The sequence below is a fragment of the Peptoclostridium sp. genome (genome assembly GCF_009881055.1).
Taxonomy (GTDB): domain Bacteria; phylum Bacillota; class Clostridia; order Peptostreptococcales; family Peptostreptococcaceae; genus Peptoclostridium_A.
The window spans coordinates 169,668-193,966 of record NZ_WXFG01000029.1 but is presented as its reverse complement, the minus strand read 5'-3'; the positions used below and the strand labels follow the sequence as shown (position 1 = coordinate 193,966).

General features: G+C 45.2%; 24 protein-coding genes and 1 other RNA gene. All 25 read left to right on the top strand.

The window, feature by feature from the left end:
* The first annotated feature begins 5 nt into the window (after positions 1–5).
* The 25 genes from GT589_RS08435 (at position 6) to GT589_RS08315 (ending at position 24,204) form a co-directional block, all read left to right on the top strand.
* Positions 6–218 (top strand): DUF2905 family protein, encoded by a 213-nt coding sequence (locus tag GT589_RS08435; RefSeq protein ID WP_293398227.1) that lies wholly within the window; start codon positions 6–8, stop codon positions 216–218.
* 13 nt (positions 219–231) lie between these two features.
* On the top strand, positions 232–1,809 hold the full coding sequence (locus tag GT589_RS08430; RefSeq protein WP_293398226.1) for a SpoIID/LytB domain-containing protein: 1,578 nt from the start codon (positions 232–234) through the stop codon (positions 1,807–1,809).
* A gap of 19 nt (positions 1,810–1,828) precedes the next feature.
* Positions 1,829–2,854 (top strand): tRNA preQ1(34) S-adenosylmethionine ribosyltransferase-isomerase QueA, encoded by a 1,026-nt coding sequence (gene queA / locus GT589_RS08425; protein WP_293398225.1) that lies wholly within the window; start codon positions 1,829–1,831, stop codon positions 2,852–2,854.
* Positions 2,855–2,882: 28 nt separating this feature from the next.
* Entirely contained in the window at positions 2,883–4,001 is a 1,119-nt protein-coding gene (gene tgt, locus GT589_RS08420) for a tRNA guanosine(34) transglycosylase Tgt (protein WP_293398224.1), read from the top strand.
* A gap of 95 nt (positions 4,002–4,096) precedes the next feature.
* Entirely contained in the window at positions 4,097–4,381 is a 285-nt protein-coding gene (gene yajC, locus GT589_RS08415) for a preprotein translocase subunit YajC (RefSeq protein WP_293398223.1), read from the top strand.
* 67 nt (positions 4,382–4,448) lie between these two features.
* Entirely contained in the window at positions 4,449–4,592 is a 144-nt protein-coding gene (gene scfA / locus GT589_RS08410) for a six-cysteine ranthipeptide SCIFF (RefSeq protein ID WP_070810843.1), read from the top strand.
* Between the two features lie 184 nt (positions 4,593–4,776).
* On the top strand, positions 4,777–6,156 hold the full coding sequence (gene scfB / locus GT589_RS08405) for a thioether cross-link-forming SCIFF peptide maturase (RefSeq protein ID WP_293398222.1): 1,380 nt from the start codon (positions 4,777–4,779) through the stop codon (positions 6,154–6,156).
* Complete coding sequence (locus GT589_RS08400; protein ID WP_293398221.1) at positions 6,149–6,649, top strand: gamma carbonic anhydrase family protein; 501 nt, start codon at positions 6,149–6,151, stop codon at positions 6,647–6,649. Before scfB ends, GT589_RS08400 begins: the two co-directional genes overlap by 8 nt.
* A gap of 15 nt (positions 6,650–6,664) precedes the next feature.
* Positions 6,665–7,909, top strand: coding sequence for a protein translocase subunit SecD (gene secD, locus GT589_RS08395; RefSeq protein WP_293398220.1), 1,245 nt, complete (start codon positions 6,665–6,667; stop codon positions 7,907–7,909).
* Between the two features lie 11 nt (positions 7,910–7,920).
* The gene (gene secF / locus GT589_RS08390) at positions 7,921–8,784 is read left to right on the top strand and encodes a protein translocase subunit SecF (protein WP_293398219.1); all 864 of its coding nucleotides are present in this window, start codon (positions 7,921–7,923) and stop codon (positions 8,782–8,784) included.
* A 95-nt stretch (positions 8,785–8,879) separates the two neighbouring features.
* The gene (locus GT589_RS08385; protein WP_293398266.1) at positions 8,880–10,547 is read left to right on the top strand and encodes an ABC1 kinase family protein; all 1,668 of its coding nucleotides are present in this window, start codon (positions 8,880–8,882) and stop codon (positions 10,545–10,547) included.
* A gap of 49 nt (positions 10,548–10,596) precedes the next feature.
* Entirely contained in the window at positions 10,597–12,348 is a 1,752-nt protein-coding gene (recJ, locus tag GT589_RS08380; RefSeq protein WP_293398218.1) for a single-stranded-DNA-specific exonuclease RecJ, read from the top strand.
* Positions 12,349–12,501: 153 nt separating this feature from the next.
* Positions 12,502–13,020 (top strand): adenine phosphoribosyltransferase, encoded by a 519-nt coding sequence (locus tag GT589_RS08375; RefSeq protein ID WP_293398217.1) that lies wholly within the window; start codon positions 12,502–12,504, stop codon positions 13,018–13,020.
* A 35-nt stretch (positions 13,021–13,055) separates the two neighbouring features.
* Positions 13,056–15,245: a RelA/SpoT family protein gene (locus GT589_RS08370; RefSeq protein ID WP_293398216.1), complete on the top strand. Its 2,190-nt coding sequence runs from the start codon at positions 13,056–13,058 to the stop codon at positions 15,243–15,245.
* 40 nt (positions 15,246–15,285) lie between these two features.
* On the top strand, positions 15,286–15,735 hold the full coding sequence (gene dtd, locus GT589_RS08365) for a D-aminoacyl-tRNA deacylase (protein ID WP_293398215.1): 450 nt from the start codon (positions 15,286–15,288) through the stop codon (positions 15,733–15,735).
* Between the two features lie 13 nt (positions 15,736–15,748).
* On the top strand, positions 15,749–16,369 hold the full coding sequence (locus tag GT589_RS08360; protein ID WP_293398214.1) for an MBL fold metallo-hydrolase: 621 nt from the start codon (positions 15,749–15,751) through the stop codon (positions 16,367–16,369).
* Between the two features lie 6 nt (positions 16,370–16,375).
* Positions 16,376–17,863, top strand: coding sequence for a coproporphyrinogen dehydrogenase HemZ (gene hemZ, locus GT589_RS08355; RefSeq protein ID WP_293398213.1), 1,488 nt, complete (start codon positions 16,376–16,378; stop codon positions 17,861–17,863).
* Entirely contained in the window at positions 17,844–19,103 is a 1,260-nt protein-coding gene (gene hisS, locus GT589_RS08350; RefSeq protein ID WP_293398212.1) for a histidine--tRNA ligase, read from the top strand. The genes hemZ and hisS overlap by 20 nt, the downstream gene beginning before the upstream one ends.
* A gap of 25 nt (positions 19,104–19,128) precedes the next feature.
* Positions 19,129–20,907 (top strand): aspartate--tRNA ligase, encoded by a 1,779-nt coding sequence (gene aspS / locus GT589_RS08345; protein WP_293398211.1) that lies wholly within the window; start codon positions 19,129–19,131, stop codon positions 20,905–20,907.
* A gap of 150 nt (positions 20,908–21,057) precedes the next feature.
* Entirely contained in the window at positions 21,058–21,354 is a 297-nt protein-coding gene (locus GT589_RS08340) for a metal-sensitive transcriptional regulator (protein ID WP_293398210.1), read from the top strand.
* 109 nt (positions 21,355–21,463) lie between these two features.
* Entirely contained in the window at positions 21,464–21,805 is a 342-nt protein-coding gene (locus tag GT589_RS08335) for a SoxR reducing system RseC family protein (protein WP_293398209.1), read from the top strand.
* A 50-nt stretch (positions 21,806–21,855) separates the two neighbouring features.
* A non-coding RNA gene (ssrS, locus tag GT589_RS08330) (6S RNA) lies at positions 21,856–22,036 on the top strand.
* A gap of 25 nt (positions 22,037–22,061) precedes the next feature.
* The gene (gene pdxR, locus GT589_RS08325) at positions 22,062–23,516 is read left to right on the top strand and encodes a MocR-like pyridoxine biosynthesis transcription factor PdxR (RefSeq protein WP_330582893.1); all 1,455 of its coding nucleotides are present in this window, start codon (positions 22,062–22,064) and stop codon (positions 23,514–23,516) included.
* Between the two features lie 20 nt (positions 23,517–23,536).
* A complete protein-coding gene (locus tag GT589_RS08320) occupies positions 23,537–23,710 on the top strand; it encodes a DUF896 domain-containing protein (protein WP_293398208.1) in 174 nt (57 codons plus the stop codon).
* Between the two features lie 35 nt (positions 23,711–23,745).
* A complete protein-coding gene (locus GT589_RS08315; protein ID WP_293398207.1) occupies positions 23,746–24,204 on the top strand; it encodes a chemotaxis protein CheW in 459 nt (152 codons plus the stop codon).
* Positions 24,205–24,299: the final 95 nt, after the last annotated feature.

Here is a 24,299-nt window from a genome sequence, read left to right as displayed (position 1 = left end):
AAGGGATGATTATTTTGCTTGGCAAAAATTTGATAATTATGGGCATTGTCCTTATTGTAATAGGAATTATTTTCACATTAGGAAGCCGCCTTGGCATAGGCAGGCTGCCAGGGGACATATTCATAAAAAGAGGCAACATGACTTTTTATTTTCCCATAGTGACTTCGATAGTAATAAGTATAATACTTACTTTGATATTAAATCTATTAAGAAGATAGGGCGGTGTTGCAATTGTCAAAAAAACTAATCAGGGCGGCTGTAGCAGCTATCATGGCTCTGGCTATTCTGGCTCTTCCTTTGAGTGGGACTTCTCATGCGGCGACAAGGCAGTCGGTGCCGGAATACATAAATGTAGGCCTCAGATTCGGCTCCTCGGCAGCGCAAACCCTGGCCATTAGTTCTCAGGATGAGCTTAAGGTCAGAGAGACAAGCGGGAGCAGCCTGGCGAATCTTGGGGAAGAACAGGCGGTGCTCTCAAAAGACACGGCGCCTTACCACATAGAGCTTGACGGCAGCTTTGACACCTTCAACGACGCTATACGTGAGCTTCAGGATATGGACATTGAGGAAGGCTATGCCTATTATGATGGAAACTGGAAGATATACATAGGCAGCTATGCAAGCAGCGACGATGCCAATACATACGCACAGGAGCTTTACGAGCAGTTCGGGGGAGAATACACCTTTGAAGCCGTGGCGGCGCAGGGCAGGAATATAAACGTGAGTGCGGGAAGCGGTGACATAATAATGTCATACGACGCGGGAAAAGGTGTACAACTAGAGAGCGCTTCGGGATATCCTGTGTCAGTTGACGGGAAAAAGTACAGAGGCGCTATAATATGCAAGAGGCTCACTACAGGTGATATGACGGTAATAAACAGGATAAAGCTGGAGGAATATCTCTATGGTGTTGTGCCAAAGGAGATGTCGGGAGGCTGGCCTGTGGAGGCGCTAAAGGCCCAGGCTATAGCGGCGAGGAACTATACGGCAATAAGCCTTGGCAAGCACTCCGGCCAGGGTTTCGACATATGCACCACCACTGACTGCCAGGTGTATGGCGGCTATGACAGCGAAGCCAAGAATTCAAATGCGGCGGTAGACGAAACAGCAGGCAGACTCATGACATACGACGGTAGCCTGGTGCAGGCCTTCTATCATTCAAACAGCGGGGGCATGACCGAAAACTCGGAAAATGTCTGGTCGGCAAAACTGCCGTATCTAAGAGGGGTAAGCGATGAATTTTCACTGGGAGCCCCCAACGACTCATGGTCTGTCGCGCTTTCAAGTGATCAGCTGCAGACTCTGCTTGCAGGCAGCAGCGTCGACATAGGCGAGCTAATAGGAGTGAACGTGGCCAAAAAATCCGAAAACGGAAGGGTCCTTGAGCTTGAGGTTGTCGGCAGCCAGGGAAGCAAGACCATCCAAAAGGAATCAATTAGGAAGGTAATAGGCTACAACACACTTAAAAGCACTTATTTTGACTTGCAAACATCAAATGGAGCCCAACAGGGCGTCAAAGTCATATCTGCGTCAGGAATAAAGAGTCTGGACACTTCAGAAGCCAAGGTGATGTCTTACGCTGGGGATAAGATCTCGTGGGGAACAATAGCAGGCACTTTCGTGCAAAACTCAACGAAAAAGGCACAGTTCACAATCTCTCAGGAGGCAGCGCAGCAATATGTATTCAACGGCAGAGGCTGGGGCCATGGCCTTGGAATGAGCCAATGGGGCGCCAAAAAAATGGCGGATTCCGGCTACAGTTATATAGACATACTTAAGCATTACTACACAGGTGTAGAAATAGAATAGTGAAGGGAAGAAATCTAATTTGAAAACAAGCGATTTTTATTTTGAACTCCCCGAAGAACTCATAGCCCAAACACCCCTTGAAAAAAGGGACGAATCCAGGCTTATGACGGTATCGAGGCAATCGGGGGATATAGAGCACAGAAAATTCAAGGACATAAAAGAGTATCTAAGAAAAGGCGATGTGCTCGTGCTCAACGACACCCGCGTTCTGCCGGCAAGGCTCATAGGGGAAAAGGTCCCGACAGGAGCCAAGATGGAGTTCCTGCTCCTCAAGAGGATTGACATGGACACATGGCAGGTGATGGTAAAGCCGGGTAAAAGAGCAAAGCCGGGAAGCGAATTCAGTTTCGGAGACGGCAGGCTAAGAGCCACGGTCGAAGACATAGCTGACGAGGGTACAAGGATAGTAAGATTCGAATATGAGGGTGTGTTTGAAAGCGTACTCGACGAGCTCGGGAGCATGCCGCTGCCGCCTTATATAAAAGAAACGCTCCATGACAAGGAAAGGTACCAGACTGTATACTCAAAGCACTCTGGCTCTGCGGCAGCCCCTACTGCAGGCTTACACTTTACTCAGGAGCTGCTTGAAGATATAAGGGCTATGGGAGTCGAGATTGCTTATATAACTCTGCACGTAGGTCTTGGCACATTCAGGCCTGTGAAGATGGAAAGCATAGAGGAGCACCAGATGCACTCTGAATTCTACACAATAGAGCAGAGCGAGGCTGACAAGATAAACCTAGCCAAGTCGCAGGGCAACAGGGTCATAGCCGTAGGTACGACCAGCTGCAGGACGCTCGAGACGGCAGCAGACAGCACGGGCAGAATCCATGCGAGCAGCGGCTGGACTGACATATTCATATATCCGGGCTACAAATTCAAGCTTGTAGACGCAATAATTACCAATTTCCACCTTCCGGAGTCAACGCTGATAATGCTAGTGAGCGCTTTTTCGACAAGGGAGCAGGTGCTAAGAGCCTATAACGAGGCTGTAAGTGAAGGCTACAGATTTTTCAGTTTTGGAGATTCAATGTTCATATACTAATAAGAGCAAAAAGGAGAAAAACAAAAATATGGCAATAAGATACGAACTAATCAAAGTCTGCAAGCAGACCGGCGCCAGGCTTGGCAAGCTCCATACGCCGCACGGCGTCATAGACACTCCGATATTCATGCCGGTTGGAACTCAAGCAACCGTAAAGGCGATGACACCTGAGGAGCTAAAGGAAATAGAGGCCCAGATAATACTAAGCAACACATACCATCTTTATATAAGGCCGGGGCACGACATAGTACAAAAAGCCGGCGGGCTTCACAAGTTCATGAACTGGGACAGGCCAATACTCACAGACAGCGGAGGCTACCAGGTTTTCAGCCTCGGGCCTCTGAGAAAGATAAAAGAGGAGGGTGTCGAGTTCAGGTCACATCTTGACGGCTCAAAGCACTTCATCAGTCCAGAAAAGGCCATAGAAATCGAAAACGCCCTCGGAGCCGACATAATAATGGCTTTTGACGAGTGTGCCCCTTATCCTGCTGACAGGGAGTATGTGAAAAATTCGCTTGAGAGAACGACAAGATGGGCCAAAAGGTGCAAGGATGCCCATACAAACACAGAGAATCAGGCCTTGTTTGGAATAATACAAGGAGGCATGTACAAGGACCTTCGTGAACAGTCCGCCAGGGAAATAACTGCGCTGGATCTTCCAGGCTATGCGATAGGCGGCCTCAGCGTAGGGGAGCCTAAGCCGCTTATGTACGAAGTACTTGATTACACAGTACCCCTTATGCCAGCAGACAAGCCAAGATACCTAATGGGCGTAGGAAGCCCTGATGACCTTCTAGAAGGCGTTCTAAGAGGCATAGATATGTTTGACTGCGTGCTGCCTACAAGAATAGCCAGAAACGGCACAGCGTTCACGAGCGGAGGCAAGGTTGTGGTAAGGAATGCAATCTACCAAGAGGATTTCACACCGCTGGATACAGAGTGCGACTGCTACACTTGCAGAAACTATACGAAAGCGTATCTTAGGCATCTTGTAAAGTGTAATGAAATATTGGCTTCAAGGCTTTTGACATACCACAACCTGCACTTCCTTATCAACCTCATGAAAAATGTGAGACAAGCCATTATGGACGACAGGCTTATGGACTTTAGAAATGAGTTTTTCCAAAAGTTCGGATATGAAAAATAGGATTGAATATTATCAGAATATGCCTTATTGTAAGATTACAGGGATAGACAATTGGATATAAACTACAAAAATATGGAGTTCAAGGAGGAGATTTTATGCAGCAGCTTCAAGCGTTGATATTCCCACTGGCTTTACTCGCATTTTTCTATTTTTTCCTTATAAAACCTCAGCAGAAGCGTCAAAAAGAGCTCACAATGCTTAGGGAAAACCTTAGGATAGGGGATGTCGTTGTGACAATAGGCGGCCTGGAAGGAACTGTGGTACAGGTGAGAGAAGCGACAGTAGTGCTTGAGATTGAGCCAGACGGAACAAAGCTTACATTTGAAAGATGGGCAATAGGCAAGCTAAAAGAAGCCAAAGTCGATACTGAAGTTGAATAATAGCGAAATTATGCTATAATCTAATATGTAATAATTTATGCATCAAAATTTTTGGGAGGTAATACTCATGAAACAAAAACACATAAAAACTCTTTCTGGAGCAAACCTAAAAAAGAGTGCATCTAAGGGCGGATGCGGAGAATGCCAGACTTCATGCCAGTCAGCATGCAAGACTTCTTGCACAGTAGGAAACCAAAGCTGCGAGAAGTAGTCAATTAAAGCAAAAAAAGCAGGTCCACAAAGCGAGGACTATAAAACAAGCGGGAAATAGCACGACTTAAATGTTGTGCTATTTTTTCGCCTTTAATGGACATTTGACTATTGAAATCAAATCTGTTAGTATAAATTTGTTTCTTAATTTCAGAGCGGTTTTTAAATATCATGGAGGGGTTTTAATGCAATTAGTGCACAAGTTTAGCCTCAAGGGAGTCAAAGTTGCGCTTGATGTCAACAGTGGGGCGGTACATGTAGTAGACGACATAGTGTTTGATGTGCTTGATTACTTTGCTGAAAAGAGCAGTGATCAGATAATAGATATATTGGGCGGCAAGTATTCTGCGGAAGATATCAGGCAAGCCTGCGAAGAAATAGAAGAGCTCAAGGAGCAGGGGCTGCTTTACAGCCAGGACACATACGAGCATAACGAGAATTTTGTCAACAGGAAACCTGTTGTAAAGGCGATGTGCCTGAATGTAGCCCACGATTGCAATCTTAAATGTGTGTACTGCTTTGCATCTCAGGGAGATTTCGGCGGAGAAAGAAAGCTCATGCCGCTCGAGGTGGGCAAGAAATCACTCGAATACATTGTGGCCAACTCAGGTACACGAAGAAATCTTGAAGTGGACTTCTTCGGCGGCGAACCTCTGATGAATTGGGAGGTAGTCAAAGAACTAGTTGAATATGGAAATGAAGTAGCGGCTGCAGCAGGCAAGAATTTCAGATTCACCATAACAACTAATGGCCTCTTGCTGGATGACGAAAAGACAGATTTTATCAACAAGCATATGAAAAATATTGTCCTCAGCCTTGACGGAAGAAAAAATGTAAACGACCGGATGAGGCTTACGTGGAACGATAAGGGCAGCTATGACACCATAGTTCCGAAATTCAAGAAGCTGGTTGAAAAAAGAGGAGAAAAGGAATATTTCATAAGGGGTACTTTCACAAGGCACAACCTTGATTTTGCCAGCGACATAGAACATTTTGCAAACGAGGGCTTCAACATAACATCCATGGAGCCTGCAGTAGACGAAAACATGAGTGATTTTGCCCTCACAGAAGAGGATTTGCCGAGAATATTCGAGGAATATGAAAAGCTGGCAGATTACTACATCAGCAAGAAGCTTGAAGACGACAAATTCACATTTTTCCACTTCAGTATAGACCTAAGCCAGGGCCCATGTGTCATAAAAAGACTTACAGGCTGTGGAGCCGGCTCTGAATATATATGTGTAACACCAGAGGGCGATATATTCCCATGCCATCAGTTTGTAGGCAATGACAAATTCAAAATGGGAAACATATTAGACGAGGAAGTCACGCTCGACAGGGATTTGCAGCTCAAATTCCAAAATGCTCACGTATATGCAAAAGAATCATGCAGGGAATGCTGGGCAAGATTCTACTGCTCCGGTGGCTGCCATGCCAATGCATACAATTTCAACGGTGACATATTAAAACCATATTCCATGGCGTGTGAAATGCTCAAGAAGAGAGTAGAATGCGCCATAGCTATAAAAGCAAAGCTGATGCTCGGAGGTGAGGCTGATGATTAGGCCGCTTGACGGATATTTCCCTGAAATTCCCAAAAGCTGTTTTGTTGCCCATTCTGCAGATGTGATTGGCAGGGTGAGCATAGGTGAGAATACCAATATATGGTACAACTGCGTTCTCAGAGGTGACATAGAAGAGATAATAATAGGTGAAAACACTAACGTGCAGGATGGCACGGTTATTCATATAGGAATGGAGACAAAAACCGTAATTGGAGACTATGTGACAATAGGCCACAGAGCCATACTTCACGGCTGTCAGATAGGAAACTACAGCCTTATTGGCATGGGAAGCATAGTGCTCGATGGTGCCCAGATCGGCGACTACAGCATTATTGGAGCCGGGAGCCTTGTTCCGCCTCAAAAGAAGATTCCCTCGGGAGTTCTGGCGTTTGGAAATCCAATAAAGATAGTAAGAGAACTTACGGAGGAAGAAAAAAAATCACTCGAAAATTCTGCTGTAGACTATGTAGCTTTCGCAGAAAAACATAAATAGACTAGGAGGGGGAACATGAGAAACAGGGGAATAGCAGGTTTCTTAGCTATGATCGTCATAATTGCATTTGGAGTATATACGGCTCTAAGTGGGCTCAGCTTCGGAGGGCTTAACATATCTCCGCTGGGCAAGCAGGTTAAACAGGGACTGGACCTCAAGGGCGGCGTATATGTTGTGTACGAGGCACAAACTGACGTCAAGGGCGAGGAACTCAAGAAGATAATAGACCAGACTATTGAGGTTTTTAGAAGACGTATAGACACGCTCGGACTCACAGAGCCTGTCATAGTCAAGGAAGGCGAAAAAAGAATCAGGATAGAGCTTCCAGGCGTAAAGAATGCCAACGACGCGCTTGAGATGATAGGAAAGACAGCCCAGCTCAAGTTTGCGCTTCAGGATGGAACTGTAATAGTTACTGGAAAGAACGTCAAAAAATCAGAGGTTGTTATAGATCAGCAGAGCAAGGAGCCTCTTGTTGCTCTTGAATTCGACTCCGAAGGAGCAAAGGCGTTTGCAGATGCTACGGAAAAATTGGCACCTACGCAGTCTCCGATATTCATAGTGCTCGATAACGAGGTAATATCAAGCCCTGTAGTTAACGAAAAGATTCCTAACGGTCAGGCGACTATAACTGGCAACTTTACAGTTGAAAGTGCTTCTGAGCTTGCAAACTTAATACGTGCCGGAGCGCTCCCTGTTGACTTTAAGGAGATACAGACATCCACAATAACAGCGACTCTAGGTGAGAATGCGCTAAACATGAGCATACTTGGTGCAAAGGTTGGAATAGCAATACTCATACTGTACATGATGCTCTACTACAAGCTGCCTGGACTTGTGGCAGCTATAGCTCTTGCAGCATATGCTCTCATTGTCGGATATGCTTTTGTGGGTATGAATGCCACGCTTACGCTCCCGGGAATAGCGGCTCTGATACTGTCAATAGGTATGGCGGTTGATGCCAACGTAATAATATTCGAGAGAATCAAAGAAGAGACAAGAAAAGGGAAATCGCTCCGAGTTGCTATTGACTCAGGTTTCTCCAGAGCTATGACTACGATAATAGACAGCAATGTAACAACATTCATTGCGGGCGTAGTCCTTTACAATTTCGGCACAGGTCCTATAAAGGGATTTGCCGTAATGCTAATGCTTGGTATTGTAGCTTCGATGTTTACTGCTGTTGTGGTATCTAAGCTTCTGCTCAAAACACTGGCCAATGCAGGATTTCTAAAAAACAACAAACTGTTCGGGGCTTAGGAGGATAGACTATGAAAATTATCGAAAAAATGAAAATCTGGTTTGGAGCCTCAACTGCATTTATAGTGGTAGGCCTTATAATGGCTCTAATGTTTGGATTCAACTACGGCATAGACTTTACTGGCGGAACAGTTATGGAAATGAATCTACACAAGAATGTTCCTATAGCGGAGATAAAGGAGATGTCGAAGGAAATCGACAGCAACATTACAATCAACAAGCTGGGAGCCGACAAAACGGTTGTCCAGCTCAAGACAATAAAAGATATGGACAGCAAAAAAATAGACAGCTTTTTTGAGACATTCAAGCAAAAATACAGCCTTGAAGACGGAGATCTTCTAAAGGCAGAGCAGATAGGACCTTCAGTGGGCAACGAGATAAAGAACAAAGCCATGCTTGCAGTGATTGTCTCATCGATATTTATGCTCGTATATATTAGCTTCAGGTTCGAGCTTTCTTACGGTGTAGCGGCAATAGTATCACTCGTGCATGACGTGCTCTTCATGCTGGCTTTCTATGCGATGTTCAGGATACCGCTAAACAGCACCTTCATAGCGGCTATACTTACTGTTGTGGGCTACTCCATAAACGATACAATAGTCGTATTCGACAGGATAAGAGAAAATGCAGGCAACTACAAAAAAAGCGAGTATGCTACTCTTGCAAATGACAGTATAAAGCAGACTCTTTCAAGAACAATGAACACTTCGCTTACAACTATTGTGACAATAACAGCGCTATACATTTTTGGGGTAGATGCTATAAAGGAGTTCACACTTCCTCTTATTGCAGGCATCCTGGTGGGAACGTACTCGTCAATATTCATAGCAAGCCCAGTCTGGGTTGTTTTCAAGCAAAAACAGAAGGTTTCATAAGCGCCAAAAGGGCAATATATATTATAGTATATTGCCCTTTTTTGATACCTTTTTCATTTTTTTATAAATAACCGGCAAGGGGGTGCAGCTTGAGCATGCTATATATGAGGCCGAAAAATCTTAGAAGGTACAGGCAGATACTCAACGTGCTTATGAAATATGGATTTACATACCTAGTGGAAAAGCTGAATATAGATGACTATGTATACAGATCCCCCGGCGGCATGAACGACGAGATAAAGAACATGACTCACGAAGAGCGCATAAAAAATGCCATAGTGGAGCTGGGTCCAACGTTCATAAAGCTTGGACAGATACTCAGCACAAGAGGAGATTTGCTGGACGACAGTATAATCGAGCAGCTCTCCAAGCTGCAGGACAATGTTGAGCCATTTAGTTTTGAAAAGGCAAAGGAGATATTCTATAATGATATAGGGATTACAGTAGAAGATGCATTCTTGGAGTTCGAGGAAAAGCCTATGGCGGCGGCCTCTATAGGACAGGTCCACAGGGCCATGACAAAGGGAGGAAAAAGCGTCATAGTGAAGGTTCAGAGGCCGGGAATAGAAGGGATCATATCCTCAGACACAGACATACTCTACTTTGTGGCCAAGCTTCTGCAGGAGCGCATAGACAAAAAAAGCGCTACCAACTATATCGAAATCGTGGATGAATTCAGCGCAAGTATAAAAAGGGAGATGGACTATAATTTCGAGGCCAGGAACTGCGAAAAGCTTGCACAGATTCACAGGGATGACGAAGATATCTACATCCCGAAGGTATACTGGGAGTTCACCTCAAAGAAGATTCTGACGCTTGAGATGGTAGAAGGAGTCAAGATAAGCGATACAGACGAGATAAAAAGAAGGGGCTGGGACTGCAAAAAGGCAGCATTTATTGAGGCGAAGGCATTTATGAAGCAGGTCTTCAGCTACGGTTTTTTCCACGCGGACCTGCACCCGGGGAACGTATTCGTGCTTGATAAAAATACTATAGCGTTTGTCGACTTTGGTATAGTAGGAGTGATAGACAGGGACACAAAGAAGCTTATAAACCAGATATTCACGTCAATAAGCGACAACAATGTCGACGGTATAGTCGACTGCCTTGTGCAGCTGGATGCCGTAGACCCGGATTCGAATATAAGAAAGCTCAAGGAGGATCTCGGTTTTTACATCTACTATTACTACAACACACCTCTTGAACGGATAAGCATAACCGAGCTTATTCGAGAGTTCCTCTACTTTGCGCGAAAAAACAGACTTGCGCTGCCTACGGGCTTTACAATGCTCGCAAAGACTATGGTTACGCTTGAGGGCACTGGGAAAAAGCTCTATCCCGAATTTTCAATATCTATGCTTATGGATGAATTTTTGAGGCAAAGCTACATGGATATAGAAAGGTACAAGGAAACGGCGAGAGAAACGAGGTATTATATCGAGTCTATACTAAGGGACCTAAAAAGCATCCCGGAACAGATAAGGTGGATGCTGAACCGCATAAAAAAGAACAACATACGAATTTCTGTGGAAGAAATAAGCTTTTCAAGGCTTGAGAGGGAAATCTCAAAAACAGCAAACAGGCTATCGGTGAGCCTTATAATATCAGCCATAATAGTGGGCTCCTCGATTGTGATTCTATCGGGAAAAGGTCCGGAAATAAAAGGATATCCCGCCATAGGGCTCTTGGGGTATTCAATAGCGACAATCATGGGATTCTTTCTTGTGTTTTCCATGCTCTACTCGCGAAACAGCAACAAATAATACAACTAGTATAAATATGGAAACGGATGTGAATTGCTTGGCGAAATGGATGTTAAAAAGAAGCTCCTGTGACATAGAGCAGCTCTCCAGAAGAATTGGGTGCAGCAGGATAATACTGGAGATACTTGCAAACAGGGGCTTCAAAACTGAAGAAGAGATCGACAAGTTCATAAATTCCACAACAGACGACCTTTACAGTCCTAGTCTTTTCAAGGATATGGCAAAGGGCGTTTTGGCCGTGAAAGAGTCCGTAAGAAACGGCGAAAAAATCACGGTATACGGAGACTACGATGTAGACGGAGTCATGAGCAGCTACATACTATACAGCGCACTTTCAAGGTGTGGCGCAAATGTGAGCAGCTACATACCTCACAGGGAGCTTGAAGGGTATGGAATGAACAATGAATCAATATACAGGCTCAAAAGCGAGGGCACTGAGCTTATAATAACCTGCGACAACGGTATTGCTTCGGTAGAGCAAATAGACCTTGCAAGAAGCCTGGGAATGAAAGTGGTGGTGACAGACCACCATGAGGTGGCTTATGAGACAGACGAGAATGGAACAAGATGCGTCAGGCTGCCTGATGCAAATGCGATAATAAATCCAAAGCAGCCAGACTGCCCCTATCCATTCAAACTGCTGTGCGCAGGAGCCATAGCATACAAGTTTGCATGCGCCCTCTACAAAGAGTTTGGAATAGATGAAAGTGAAGCCCTCGAATTCATGGAATATGCAGCCATAGCTACCATATGCGACGTTGTGGATCTTGTAGATGAAAACAGGATAATAGCAAAACGGGGACTTGAAATGCTCAGAACCACGAAGAATAAGGGCCTCAATGCACTCATAGAAAGGGCAGGGCTCACAAAGTCGAACCTGGGCACATATCATGTGGGCTTCATAATAGGACCTTGCATCAATGCCACGGGGAGGCTGGAAAGGGCAACGATTTCGCTTGAACTGCTGCTTTGTAAGGATGATGAGGAGGCTGCGGTTCTGGCCGAGAGGCTCGTTACCCTCAATGAAGAAAGAAAGCAGCTCACCGAAAAGGGAGTCGAAAGGGTGGCGGAAATAATTGAAAGGATGCACGGCGATGACAGAGTCATACTTGCATATGACGAGCTGCTGCATGAGAGCATAGCAGGGATAGTGGCAGGAAGAATCAAGGAGGCTTACAATATGCCTGCCATAGTGCTCACAAACGGCAAGGACATGATAAAGGGCTCGGCAAGGTCAATCGAAAAGTACAATATGTTTGAAAAGCTATCAGAGTGCAGCGAGCTTATAGAAAAATTCGGAGGCCACCCAATGGCGGCCGGCCTTTCTCTTAAACACGAAAACATTGAAAAGCTCAGAAGAAAGCTTAACGAGCTTTGCGGGCTGACCCCCGATGACATAGAGCCTATTATAAGAATAGACAAGAGGCTTTCGCTCGAAGAGATATCCTTCGACCTTTTTGAAAGCATCAAAATGCTTGAGCCTTTCGGAAAGGGCAATCCAACGCCTATATTTGCAGAAAAAAATATAAGGGTAGTTGGAGTAAGGCTGCTTGGGAAAAGCTGCAACGTACTGAAGCTCACATGCATTAGAAAAGGCAATGGGGAAAAGCTTGAAGCTGTAAGCTTCGGCGGTGCTAAGAAGTTTGAGGAGCTAATAAGGCAAAGATTCGGAGACAGCCTGTACGATGACATAATCAGTAAAGGCAAATGCAGCTTCGACATGGACTTCGTATACACAATAGGATTAAACGAGTACATGGGCAGAAAAAGCCTGCAGCTCATTCTCAAGGATTTTAGGTAGACGATTCTTTGCTATTATGCAAAATGAGTAGTTTGCAAAATGTTGATTAAATTATTATGAAAAGATATAATAGTATTATTATCCGTTTTTACGTAATGTAAAATATTTACAATGAAACCGTATTTTGTTGTAAATCAAGGAGGGCAAGTGTTGATGGATTTGAAGGAATGGATAAGAGAGATTGAAGGCTTTCCAAAGGAGGGTATCAATTTCAAGGATATAACAACCCTGCTCAAGGACGGCAAAGCCTTCAAAAGTGCCATAGATGCGATTGTGGGCAACCTAATGGGCAAGGACATAGACATAGTTGTAGGCCCTGAGGCAAGGGGCTTCCTTCTGGGCGCTCCTGTGGCGTACGCTATAGGTGCAGGCTTTGTGCCTGTGAGAAAGCCCGGCAAGCTTCCATCAGAGACAGAGTCGTTCGATTACGACCTTGAATATGGAGAAGACAGCCTGGAAATACACAAGGATGCAATACGTCCCGGAACAAGGGTAGCTATAGTGGATGACCTGCTGGCTACTGGCGGGACTACAGAGGCTGTAATAGAGCTGATAGAAAAACTCGGCGGAGAAGTCGTGGCCATAGAGTATCTGATAGAGCTGGAATTCTTGAACGCCAGAGAATCGCTTAAAGGATACGCCGTAGATTCGGTGATTAAATATAAAGACTAATAAATTATTTCAGTAATTTGGATAGGGTGATTCTTATGTTGGAAAATCTGTTGCTTAGCATAGAACAATATAGTCCTGAAAGCAATCTGGAGCTTATAATAAAGGCTTACAACCTGGCTGAAAGTGCGCATGTGGGACAGTACAGAAAATCTGGAGAGAAGTATTTCATACATCCTGTAAGCGTGGCCAAAATACTAGTCGAGCTGCAGCTTGACACGGTAACAGTGGCTGCGGGTCTTTTACATGACGTAATAGAGGATACTAAGTATACGTATGAAGATTTGAGCAACATATTCGGGCAGGAGATAGCAGATCTCGTAGACGGAGTTACAAAGCTCGGAAAGATTGAATACAAGTCTAAAGAAGAGACCCAGGCTGAGAATATCAGAAAGATGTTTATTGCCATGGCTAAAGACATAAGGGTCGTGCTCATAAAACTTGCAGACAGACTCCACAACATGAGAACACTCAACTACATGTCCGAAATCAAGGCGCAGGAGAAAGCCAGGGAGACGCTCGAAATATATGCCCCAATAGCAAACAGACTCGGAATATCCAAGATAAAATTCGAGCTTGAAGATACCGCACTAAGATATCTCGATCCGGAGGGCTACTACGAGCTTGTAGACAAGGTAGCCAAGAAGAGAAAGGAAAGAGAAGAGTATATACATCAGGTAATATCAATGCTCAAAGAACACATAGATGAGCTTGATGTAGATTTTGAAATAAGCGGAAGAGCGAAGCATTTCTACAGCATTTACAGGAAGATGCACTATCAGGGCAAGAGTTTCGAGCAGATATACGACCTTACGGGCGTTAGGGTGATAGTAAACAGTATAAAGGACTGCTATGCAGTGCTTGGAGTCGTCCATACCATATGGAAGCCGCTGCCCGGCCGCTTCAAGGACTATATCGCGATGCCAAAGCCTAACATGTATCAGTCATTGCATACCACTGTTGTAGGTCTCGACGGAGGTCCGCTCGAGATTCAAATCAGGACATTCGAGATGAACAAGACAGCAGAGCTGGGAATAGCAGCCCACTGGAAATACAAGGAAGGCAAGACGGGCGTGGACAAGAGCGACCTGGACAAGAAGCTGTCATGGCTCCGCCAGATGATGGAGCTTCAGGACGACCTCAACGATCCGAGAGAGTTCATGGAAGCCCTCAAAATAGACCTGTTCACAAACCAGGTGTTCGTATTTTCGCCGAAAGGTGATGTGGTTGAACTGCCTGCGGGTTCCACGCCGATTGACTTTGCATACAAAGTCCACACGGACGTTGGAAACAAGTGCATAGGAGCCAAGGTTGACGGGCGTATGGTTCCACTTGACTACAAGCTGAAAAACGGCAACATTGTCCACGTAGTCACCTCGGGCCACAGCACCGGACCAAGCAGGGACTGGCTCAACGTGGCCAAGAGCACCCACGCAAAGAACAAGATAAGGCAGTGGTTCAGGAAGGCCAACAGGACAGAGAACATTGAAAAGGGCAAGGAGATGCTTGACCGAGAGCTCAAAAGGAACGGCATAACTCAGACTGAGGCCCTGAAGCACAAATACGTGGTTTCTGTAATGAGAAAGATCAACTTTGCAAATGAAGACGAGATGTACGCGGCTATAGGCTACGGAGGCATAACGCCGGCCCAGATAATAACCAAGCTCAAAATCGAGATGGAAAAAGACGCAGTCAAGGATGAGGGCAAGAGGGACACTGAAATCCTCGAGCGCATGCAGGAAAAGGAAAGAGAGCAAAAACCAAGGGAGAAAGGAAAGGGCCAGGGAATCATAGTAAAGGGCGTAGACAACATACTTGTCAGATTCGCAAAATGCTGCAATCCGCTTCCAGGCGATGACATAGTCGGGTTTATAACTAAAGGCCGAGGAGTTTCGATACACAGGAGGGATTGCTCCAACATAGACCTTTCCGATACCGAGGTTAACAGCAGGCTGCTCGAGGTCAAGTGGGACCTTGAGAAGACGGCATCCTTTGAAGCCGAGATAAAAGTCAAAGCAACAGACCGAAGGGGCATAATATCAGAAGTCACCCAGCTGCTGGCTGCCGACAAGATATCGCTCAACGGCATAAATGCAAGAACAACTAGAGACGGCATGGCCAACATGACAATACTGCTTCAAATCGAAAGCAAGGATCAGCTAAAGAGCATAATGAACAAGCTCAAGAATCTTTCCGGAGTGCTTGATGTATTCCGGGTTGAAAATTAATCAGACAAATAATAAACACTATAATATAAGGAGCAATTTTATGAGAGCCGTAGTTCAAAGGGTAGCAAGTTCGAGTGTTAAAGTAGACGATGAGGTTGTCGGCAGCGTACGCAAGGGGCTTATGGTGCTGCTTGGGGTAACGCACGATGACTGCGAGGAAGACGTAAAATATCTCGCTGAGAAGATATCGAATCTTAGAATATTCGAGGACGAAAATGAAAAGATGAACCTTTCGCTGCTGGATGTCAAGGGTGAGTTGCTTGCCATTTCACAGTTTACGCTTTATGGCGACTGCAGGAAGGGCAGAAGGCCAAACTTCACAGATGCAGCAAAGCCGGACATTGCAAACAGGCTCTATGAGCTGTTCATAAAGGAACTGGAAGGAATGGGGATACACGTGCAGACCGGAAGCTTCGGAGCCCACATGATGGTCGACATTCTCAACGACGGACCAGTAACAATGCTGCTTGACTCAAAAAGAAACTTTTAAGGAGGGACACCGCATGTTTATTGAAATAGTGCCTGCCGGAATATACGCCGTTAACTGCTACATAATTGCGGACAGCAATAAGATAGGAGCTGTAATAGACCCCGGCGGCAGCGCTGACAGGATAATGAAGGCAATAGAAGAAAATGGCATCGAGGTAAAATATATAATAGCAACGCACGGCCACGGTGACCACATAGGAGCCATAGAAGAGCTCAGAGCCAGGACTGGTGCTAAGTTCATAGCTCATGAGCTTGAAAAAGAAATGCTAAACGACAAGGAAAAAAACCTCACTGCCTGCATGGGAGTCGAGCATGTGGAGATAGAAGCCGACGAATATGTCAAAGAAGGTGACATAGTAGAGGTCGGAGATCTTAGCCTTGAAATAATACATACACCAGGACACACGCCTGGTGGAATGTGTATAAGGACGGGCGAATACCTTTTTACAGGAGACACGCTGTTCGCACTTTCTGTAGGAAGATCAGACCTTTATGGGGGAGACTTTGGCAAGCTCCAGGAGTCCCTCAAGAAACTAAAGGGCATGGATGACCATCTAAAAGTGCTTCCCGGCCATGGAAGCGCAAGCACGCTAAAGACAGAGAAGAAAAGAAATTCATATATGAATGAGGTTTAATACATTATGCTTCAAGTAATTATAGACAGAAGCGAATTTGAATATGAAGCAGGCGAGCTCATAAAGCTTTTCGAAGCTGAGTTTGCTTTTTCGGGAGAAATTCCGGAAACCGGCAGAGCTTTGAAGCTGGAGTCGTTTGAGGATTCGGGCTTCATATGCTGCAAGGGCAGCTATATTCAAAACGCGGCGATTCAGCAAAGCCACACAGAACAAATTGAGCTGGCAGACACTATTGACTCTCGCACATTAAAAAGGGAGTCAAAAATTTTGACCAAAAGGTGCATATTCGAACTTCTTTCCAGAGTTCATGGGACAAAGCCGCCCTGGGGGATACTAACAGGGATAAGACCTACCAAGATAGTTCAGGAGCTGCTCGATAGCGGAATGACAGAAGAGGACATAATGCACAATCTGGAAGAAAAATACAGGCTGTCGCCTGAGAAGGCGAAGATGGCAACCGCAATAGCCATAACTGAAAGAAAGTATATATACCCTCCTGATTCGGGCAAGATAGCCCTCTATGTGAGCATACCTTTTTGTCCCACAAGGTGCATATACTGCTCGTTCCCTTCGAACACGCTCAAGCAGTGGGGGCATCTAAAGGCCGAATATGTAAGGACTCTGATTTATGAGATTGAGCAGACAGCAAAAATAGTCAGCAGATGGGGCAAGACGCTCGAAAGCGTATACATAGGAGGCGGAACGCCTACGACGCTCAGCTCGGGCGAGCTCAGAGAAATAATAACAGCCATAAGAGGCAGCTTCGACTTTTCTGGAGTCAAGGAGTTCACTGTAGAAGCCGGCAGGGTCGACACTATCGACGAAGATAAGCTTATGGCACTCAGGGAGCTTGACATAGACAGGATAAGCATAAATCCGCAGACTATGAATGACGCCACACTAAAGCGCATTGGAAGGAGACACACGTCCTCGGACGTGGAGGCGTCTTTCAAAATGGCCAGGAACATGGGTTTTTCCAATATAAACATGGACATAATTCTAGGACTTCCCGGAGAGAAGCCGTCAGATGTGGAAGCCACACTTGAGCGCATAGCTGAGCTTTCGCCGGAGAGCCTTACTGTTCACACAATGGCAATAAAAAGAGCCTCTAACCTGAGGGGCGAACTTAGCGAGCACAGCCTTGCAGACTATGAGGACATGGAAAGCATGGTAGACATCTCAGCCGAATATGCAAAAGAAATGGGGCTTGTGCCGTACTACATGTACAGGCAGAAGTATATGCTCGGAAACCTTGAGAATGTGGGCTATGCCAAGCCAGGCTGTGAGTGCATATACAACATGAACATAATGGAGGAGCAGCAGTCAATTATGGCTGTTGGAGCCGGAGGGATATCAAAGTTTGTATACCACGATGAAAACAGGCTCGAGAGAGTCCCAAACGTGAAGGATATACAGCACTACATTGCTAGAATAGATGAAATGATAAAGAGAAAAGAAGAGGAGGTTTTCAAGAATGCTTACACAGGCACCTAGAGGCACTAAAGACGTTCTTCCGGAGGAATCCCGCAAGTGGGTATATCTGGAGAATATGTTCAGGGAAGTATGCGAGGTATTCGGCTATAAGGAAATCAGGACACCTGTTTTTGAACATACAGAGCTCTTCAAGCGAAGCATAGGGGAGACTACAGACATAGTCAACAAGGAGATGTATACCTTCGAGGACAACGGCGGTAGAAGCATAACGCTCAAGCCTGAGGGCACAGCGCCAGTGGTCAGGTCGTTTGTTGAAAACAAGCTTTACGCAGACACCCAGCCGACAAAGCTTTTCTATATAACTCCCTGCTTCAGGTATGAAAAGCCGCAGGCAGGCAGATTGAGAGAGTTCCACCAGTTCGGCGTGGAAGCCTTCGGAACCTCGTCGCCTACTATAGACGCCGAGGTAATAGCTCTTGCATCAGAATTCTTTGGAAAACTGGGACTTCAAAAGCTCGTTACGAGAATAAACTCGGTGGGCTGCCCGACATGCAGAAAGCACTACAACGAGGTATTAAGGAATTATCTCGAGAGCAAGAAGGAGGGCCTTTGCCAGACTTGCATAGAAAGGTCCGAAAAGAATCCGATGAGGGTTATAGACTGCAAAAATGAGGGCTGCCAGAGCATAATCAAGGACATTCCTCTGATGATTGACTATATATGCGACGAATGCAAGGAGCATTTCGACAAGCTCAAGCTTTCGCTCGAGAAAATGGAGATACCTTATGAGGTGGACCCAAGGATAGTAAGGGGTCTAGATTACTACACAAAGACAGCGTTCGAGATAATATCAGAAGATATAGGAGCCCAGAGCACAGTTTGCGGCGGAGGCAGATACGACAAGCTGGCAGAGGAGATTGGGGGACCCAACACTCCGGGAATAGGTTTTGGAATGGGCATAGAAAGGCTGCTGCTGACTATTGAGAACAACGGAATAGCTCTGCCGCTTACAGAGGGTATGGACATATTTATTGTGGCGATAGGCGAAAAGGCTGAGCTTGAGAGCTTGAGAATACTATCACAGCTCAGAAAGAACGGAATATCGGCCGACAAGGATCACATGCAAAGAAGTGTGAAGGCCCAGTTCAAATACTCCAACAAGCAAAATGCCAAGTATACAATAGTGCTTGGGGATGACGAGCTTGAAAACGACTCGGCGACACTCAAGGATATGAGCACATCGGAGCAGACACAAATAAAGCTCAGCAGCCTCATTGACGAGCTAAAGAGCAGACTGTAGAAATAATAGAAGGAGGTATATTCTAATGGATACACTAAGCGGCTTGAAAAGGACCCACTACTGCGGAAGCCTCAGAGACAAGAACATAGGTGAAGAAGTTGTGCTCATGGGCTGGGTTCAGAGAAAAAGAAACCTTGGCGGTCTGATATTTGTAGACCTAAGAGACAGGGACGGGATAACTCAGATAGTATTTGATACGGACATATCACAGGATGCTTTCAACAAAGCTGAAAAGCTGGGTTCAGAATATGTAATAGCTGTCAGGGGAAATGTATTCGAGAGAGAATCTAAAAACCCTAACATGCCAACGGGTGACATAGAAGTTTTTGCCCAGGAAATAAGGGTTCTAAACAGCGCCCAGACGCCGCCTATATATATAAAAGATGACGACGACGTATCGGAGGCCCTCAGACTCAAATACAGATATCTGGATCTTAGAAAGCCGTCCATGCAGAGGAATTTCATACTAAGACACAAGGTTGCCGGCATAGTGAGGAACTACCTTTCAGATAACGGATTCCTTGAAATAGAAACGCCTGTTCTGGGCAAGCCTACACCTGAGGGGGCAAGGGACTATCTTGTACCAAGCAGGGTTAACACAGGCAAGTTCTACGCCCTCCCTCAGTCGCCTCAGCTCTTCAAGCAGCTGCTTATGGTTGCTGGAATGGACAGGTACTTCCAGATTGTCAAGTGCTTCAGAGACGAGGACCTAAGGGCCGACAGGCAGCCTGAATTCACGCAGATAGACTGCGAGATGAGCTTTGTCGATGCCGAAGAAGTAATGGGCATTATGGAAGAAATGATGCAAAAAATATTCAAGGAAGCTCTTGGAGTAGACATTAGCATACCATTCAGGAGAATACCCCACAAAGAGGCAATGGAAAGATACGGCTCGGACAAGCCGGACCTTAGATTCGGCTATGAGCTTACTGACGTATCCGAGCTAGTAAAGGACTGCGGCTTCAAGGTGTTTGCTGACGCCGTTAACGGCGGCGGAAGCGTAAGGGGCCTCAACATAAGCGGCAGAGCCGACGACTTTACAAGAAAGGGCATATCTAAGCTCGAGGACTATGTGAAGACTTATGGCGCCAAGGGACTTGCGTGGATAAAGTGGGGAGCCGAAGGGATAAACTCTCCTATAGCCAAGTTCCTGAGCGAGGACGAGATGAAATCAGTGCTCGAGGCCATGAACGCCAAAGAAGGGGACATGCTCTTTTTTGTGGCTGACAAAAACAGCGTAGTTTTCAACTCGCTGGGCCAGCTAAGATGTGAAATAGCCAAAAATCTTGGCATGTTGCGCAAGGATGTATACGAGTTCGCATGGGTAACAGAGTTCCCGCTGTTCGAGTATGATGAGGAGGCTGGAAGGCTTGTTGCTGTTCACCATCCTTTCACATCTCCGATGGACGAGGATTTCGACAAAATCGAAACGGACCCGGCTTCAATGCGCGCTAAGGCCTATGACATGGTTCTCAATGGCTTCGAGCTTGGCGGAGGAAGCATAAGGATATTCCAAGAGGAGCTTCAAAAGAAGATGTTCAAGCTTCTTGGATTCACAGAAGAGGACGCACATGACAAGTTCGGTTTCTTTATTGACGCATTCAAGTATGGAACCCCTCCTCACGGCGGAATAGCTTTCGGACTCGACAGGATAATAATGCTGCTTGCAGGCGAAGACAATATAAGGCAGGTCATAGCATTCCCTAAGACTCAGAATGCAACATGCCCTCTTACGGAAGCGCCTTCATATGCGGAAGATGCCCAGCTTGAAGAGCTTGGAATCAAGATAGACATAAAAGAATAGCTGCTTAGGGCCCGCAATATTTTATTGCGGGCCCTTCATTTGGAATGAAAGGCTTTGGCTCAAGTCTTAGGCGGCTGACTTGAAATTAAACATCCGATAGTGTACAATATTGTATAAATAGAGGCGTGAAAACGCTATACGGAGGTAGACATGATAGAAGTGGAAGAAAAAATGAAATGTGACAAGGACGCTGTCATAAAAAGGCTTAGAAGGATAGAGGGACAGGTCAAGGGCATACAAAGGATGGTCAATGACGGCAAATACTGTGTCGACATACTAATTCAGGTGGCGGCTGTAAGATCTGCCATAGACAAGGTTGGAGGCATAATACTCGAAAACCATGTCAAAACATGCGTCAAGAACACAATTGAAAATTCCTCCGACACTGCTGAAAAAGATAAGGTTATTGATGAACTCATGTATACCATGCTTAAATTCATGAAGTAGGTGATAAAATTGAGCAATTGTATAAACGGCATAGTTGTCGAAAAATCGGCCGACAAGGCCATAGTAAGCATAGTGAGGCATTCTGCGTGTGCAGGATGCGGGGCTTGGAATGGCCAGTGAGAGCTCCAAGGTAAAAATAGAAGCCATAAACACAGCGGATGCGAATGTAGGCGAACTAGTCAGCATAGACATGAAAAACCCGGATGTACTCAAGGCGGCCTTCATAGCATACGGCTTACCGCTGCTTGTGCTCATAGCGGGAGTCCTTTCTGTGGGTGCCGGATTGAATGCAATAGGATACAGGGGCGACTCGGAAATTGTTGCCGGAGTGGTTTCGCTGCTGCTGACAGGAGCTGCATACCTGATTATAAGGAAAAACGAAGAAAAAATAGGACAAATTATAGGATACAGCCCTGCTATAACAGAAGTTTTAAAACATGGAGAAATTTAAATTTCATAGCAGGTTTAAAGCAAGCTCAAAATGGTATATAATATAGTAGAAAACACCTGGAATGTTCGAGAGGCTTTCTTTAAATTCAACCGACACTATTTTTACGGGAGCCAGAGTTCGCCAAGGTATGTCATGCCCTTTTTACAGGGGAAGGCAGAAAATGGCGGCACGGCACCCACCTGAGATTTCTCGGGTGTGAATTTATTAAAGCCGCGGCATTTCGGGTGAAGGATTCCTTTGGGGAGTCCTTTTTTATGTGAACAAAACTACTAGCAGCGGTGATGACATGGAAAAGATGAGACTCGATTTTGATGAAAAAGAGCACAAATATATTCAGGTGTACAAGAACATAAAAAAGCTGATACTCGAAAAGCAGCTTAAAAAGCATGAGAAACTTCCGCCCATACGCAAGTACGCACAGCAGATTGGAGTCAACAACAGCACAATCGTCAAGGCGTATGAGCTGCTCGAGAGCGAAGGTTATGTATACAAAATACTTGGCAGCGGAACATATGTGAGCGAGCTCAATAGATTCGATGAGAATACGGTCTTGGAACACAGAGAAAAGGTTATAGGGTTTCACCAGGGGAACCCATCGTCAGACATATTTCCTGTCGAGGATTTCAAAAAAGCCATAGACATGGCGCTCAAAAAAGAAGGTGCCAGCATATTCAACTACAGCGAGGGACTCGGGTACAACAATCTGAGAAAAAAGCTGTGCGACTACATGAAGGGGATTGGCATAGAGTCGCATCCGGACAGGATACAGATAATATCGGGAGCCCAGCAGGGCATAGACACAATATGTAAATCAATGGTGAACTACGGAGACATAGTCTTCGTCGAGGAGCCCACGTATAACGGAGCTTTAGAGGCTTTCAGAAACAAGGGTTCAAAGATAATAGGCATACCGATGCTGCACGACGGAATAGACATCGGAATACTAAAGCTCAAGCTTGAAAAAATAAGACCCAAGCTCATATATGTAATGCCCAATTTCCAGAATCCAACGGGCATATCATATTCAAGCAAAAAAAAGCTGCAGTTGCTCGAGCTTGCCAGGGAGTACGATTTCTATATAATCGAGGATGATTTCATAAGCGACTTTAAATTTGAGTCGGAAGACAACACTACATTGAGGTCGCACGACAAATATGATAAAGTAATCTATATAAAGAGTTTTTCCAAGATATTGATGCCGGGACTGAGAATAGGCTTCATGGAGGTGCCCCTGGAAATTCTAAACAGGGTAATATGGGCCAAGTACTCAAGTGATATATCCACATCAAGCCTTGTGCAAAGGGCGCTGTATTACTACATGAAATACTTCAAGTGGGATGCCAATCTCCAAACCATAGAAAATGCCTATACTGAAAGGTTCGCGGCTGCTAAAGAGGCAATAGACGGAATGCTCGGCGACAGGCTTGACTATGTAATGCCTAAGGGAGGCATCAACTTTTTTCTGGGGTTGCCAAAAGGCTATTCAGCCGCGGACTTCAGGGATTATATGCTCGAGCATGGAGTGCTTATTATGCCCGGAAGCTATTTCTATGACAATCCAATGGATGATCGATTTTTCAGGATAAACATTGCATCCACGGGAATAGAAGAGATAAAAGAAGGCATCGGTACGATAGCGGAAAGACTTGATGATTTTCTTGAAAAATACAAAAACCACATACATTTCAGAAATAACGAAATATTTTTTTAGTGTTCAAACAGGAGGATGTTATGGTAACTGAAGAAAAAATCGCCAGAATAAACTATTTGGCAAAAAAATCAAAGGAACAGGGCCTTACTGACGCGGAAAAGCAGGAGCAAGCAAAGCTTAGAGCCGAATATGTAAGTGCTGTCAAAGCCAACCTGAAAAGCCAGCTTGATTCAATAAAAATAGTCGAGCAATAAGCTGCAACAATATAAATAATAATGGGGGGATAATCGTGGCTGAAAGAAAGTACGTAATATTCAAGATTAAAGATGAGGAATATGGCGTGGACATCATGAAGGTCAAAGAAGTCAGCGAATTCAAAAAGAGCACAAGCATACCGAATTCGCCTTCATTTGTCGATGGTATAATCAATCTTAGAGGAGACATAACGCCCATAATTAGCCTTAAAAAGAAATTCAACATTCCTGTAGAAAAGGGCTATGACGACAGCAGCAGAATAATAGTAGTAAACATGAACGACAAGCTTGTGGGGTTTGCTGTTGACGAGGCTTCTCAGGTTATATCAATAGACGACTCAAATATAGACCCTCCGCCGGAGATAGTTGCCGGTCTTGACAGAAGGTATATAAACGGAATAGGCAAGCTTCAGGACAGGATAGTTATAATACTAGATTTAGAGCGTGTTCTCAACGAAAACGAGCAGACAGAAATAAGCGGAATCTATGCATAAAGATTGTCACATGACAATCTTTTTTTTCGATATGCTTCCGAAAAAGAAAGGTATTGCCAACCGAATTTTGGATTAAATGGGAAGTAGGTACCTTG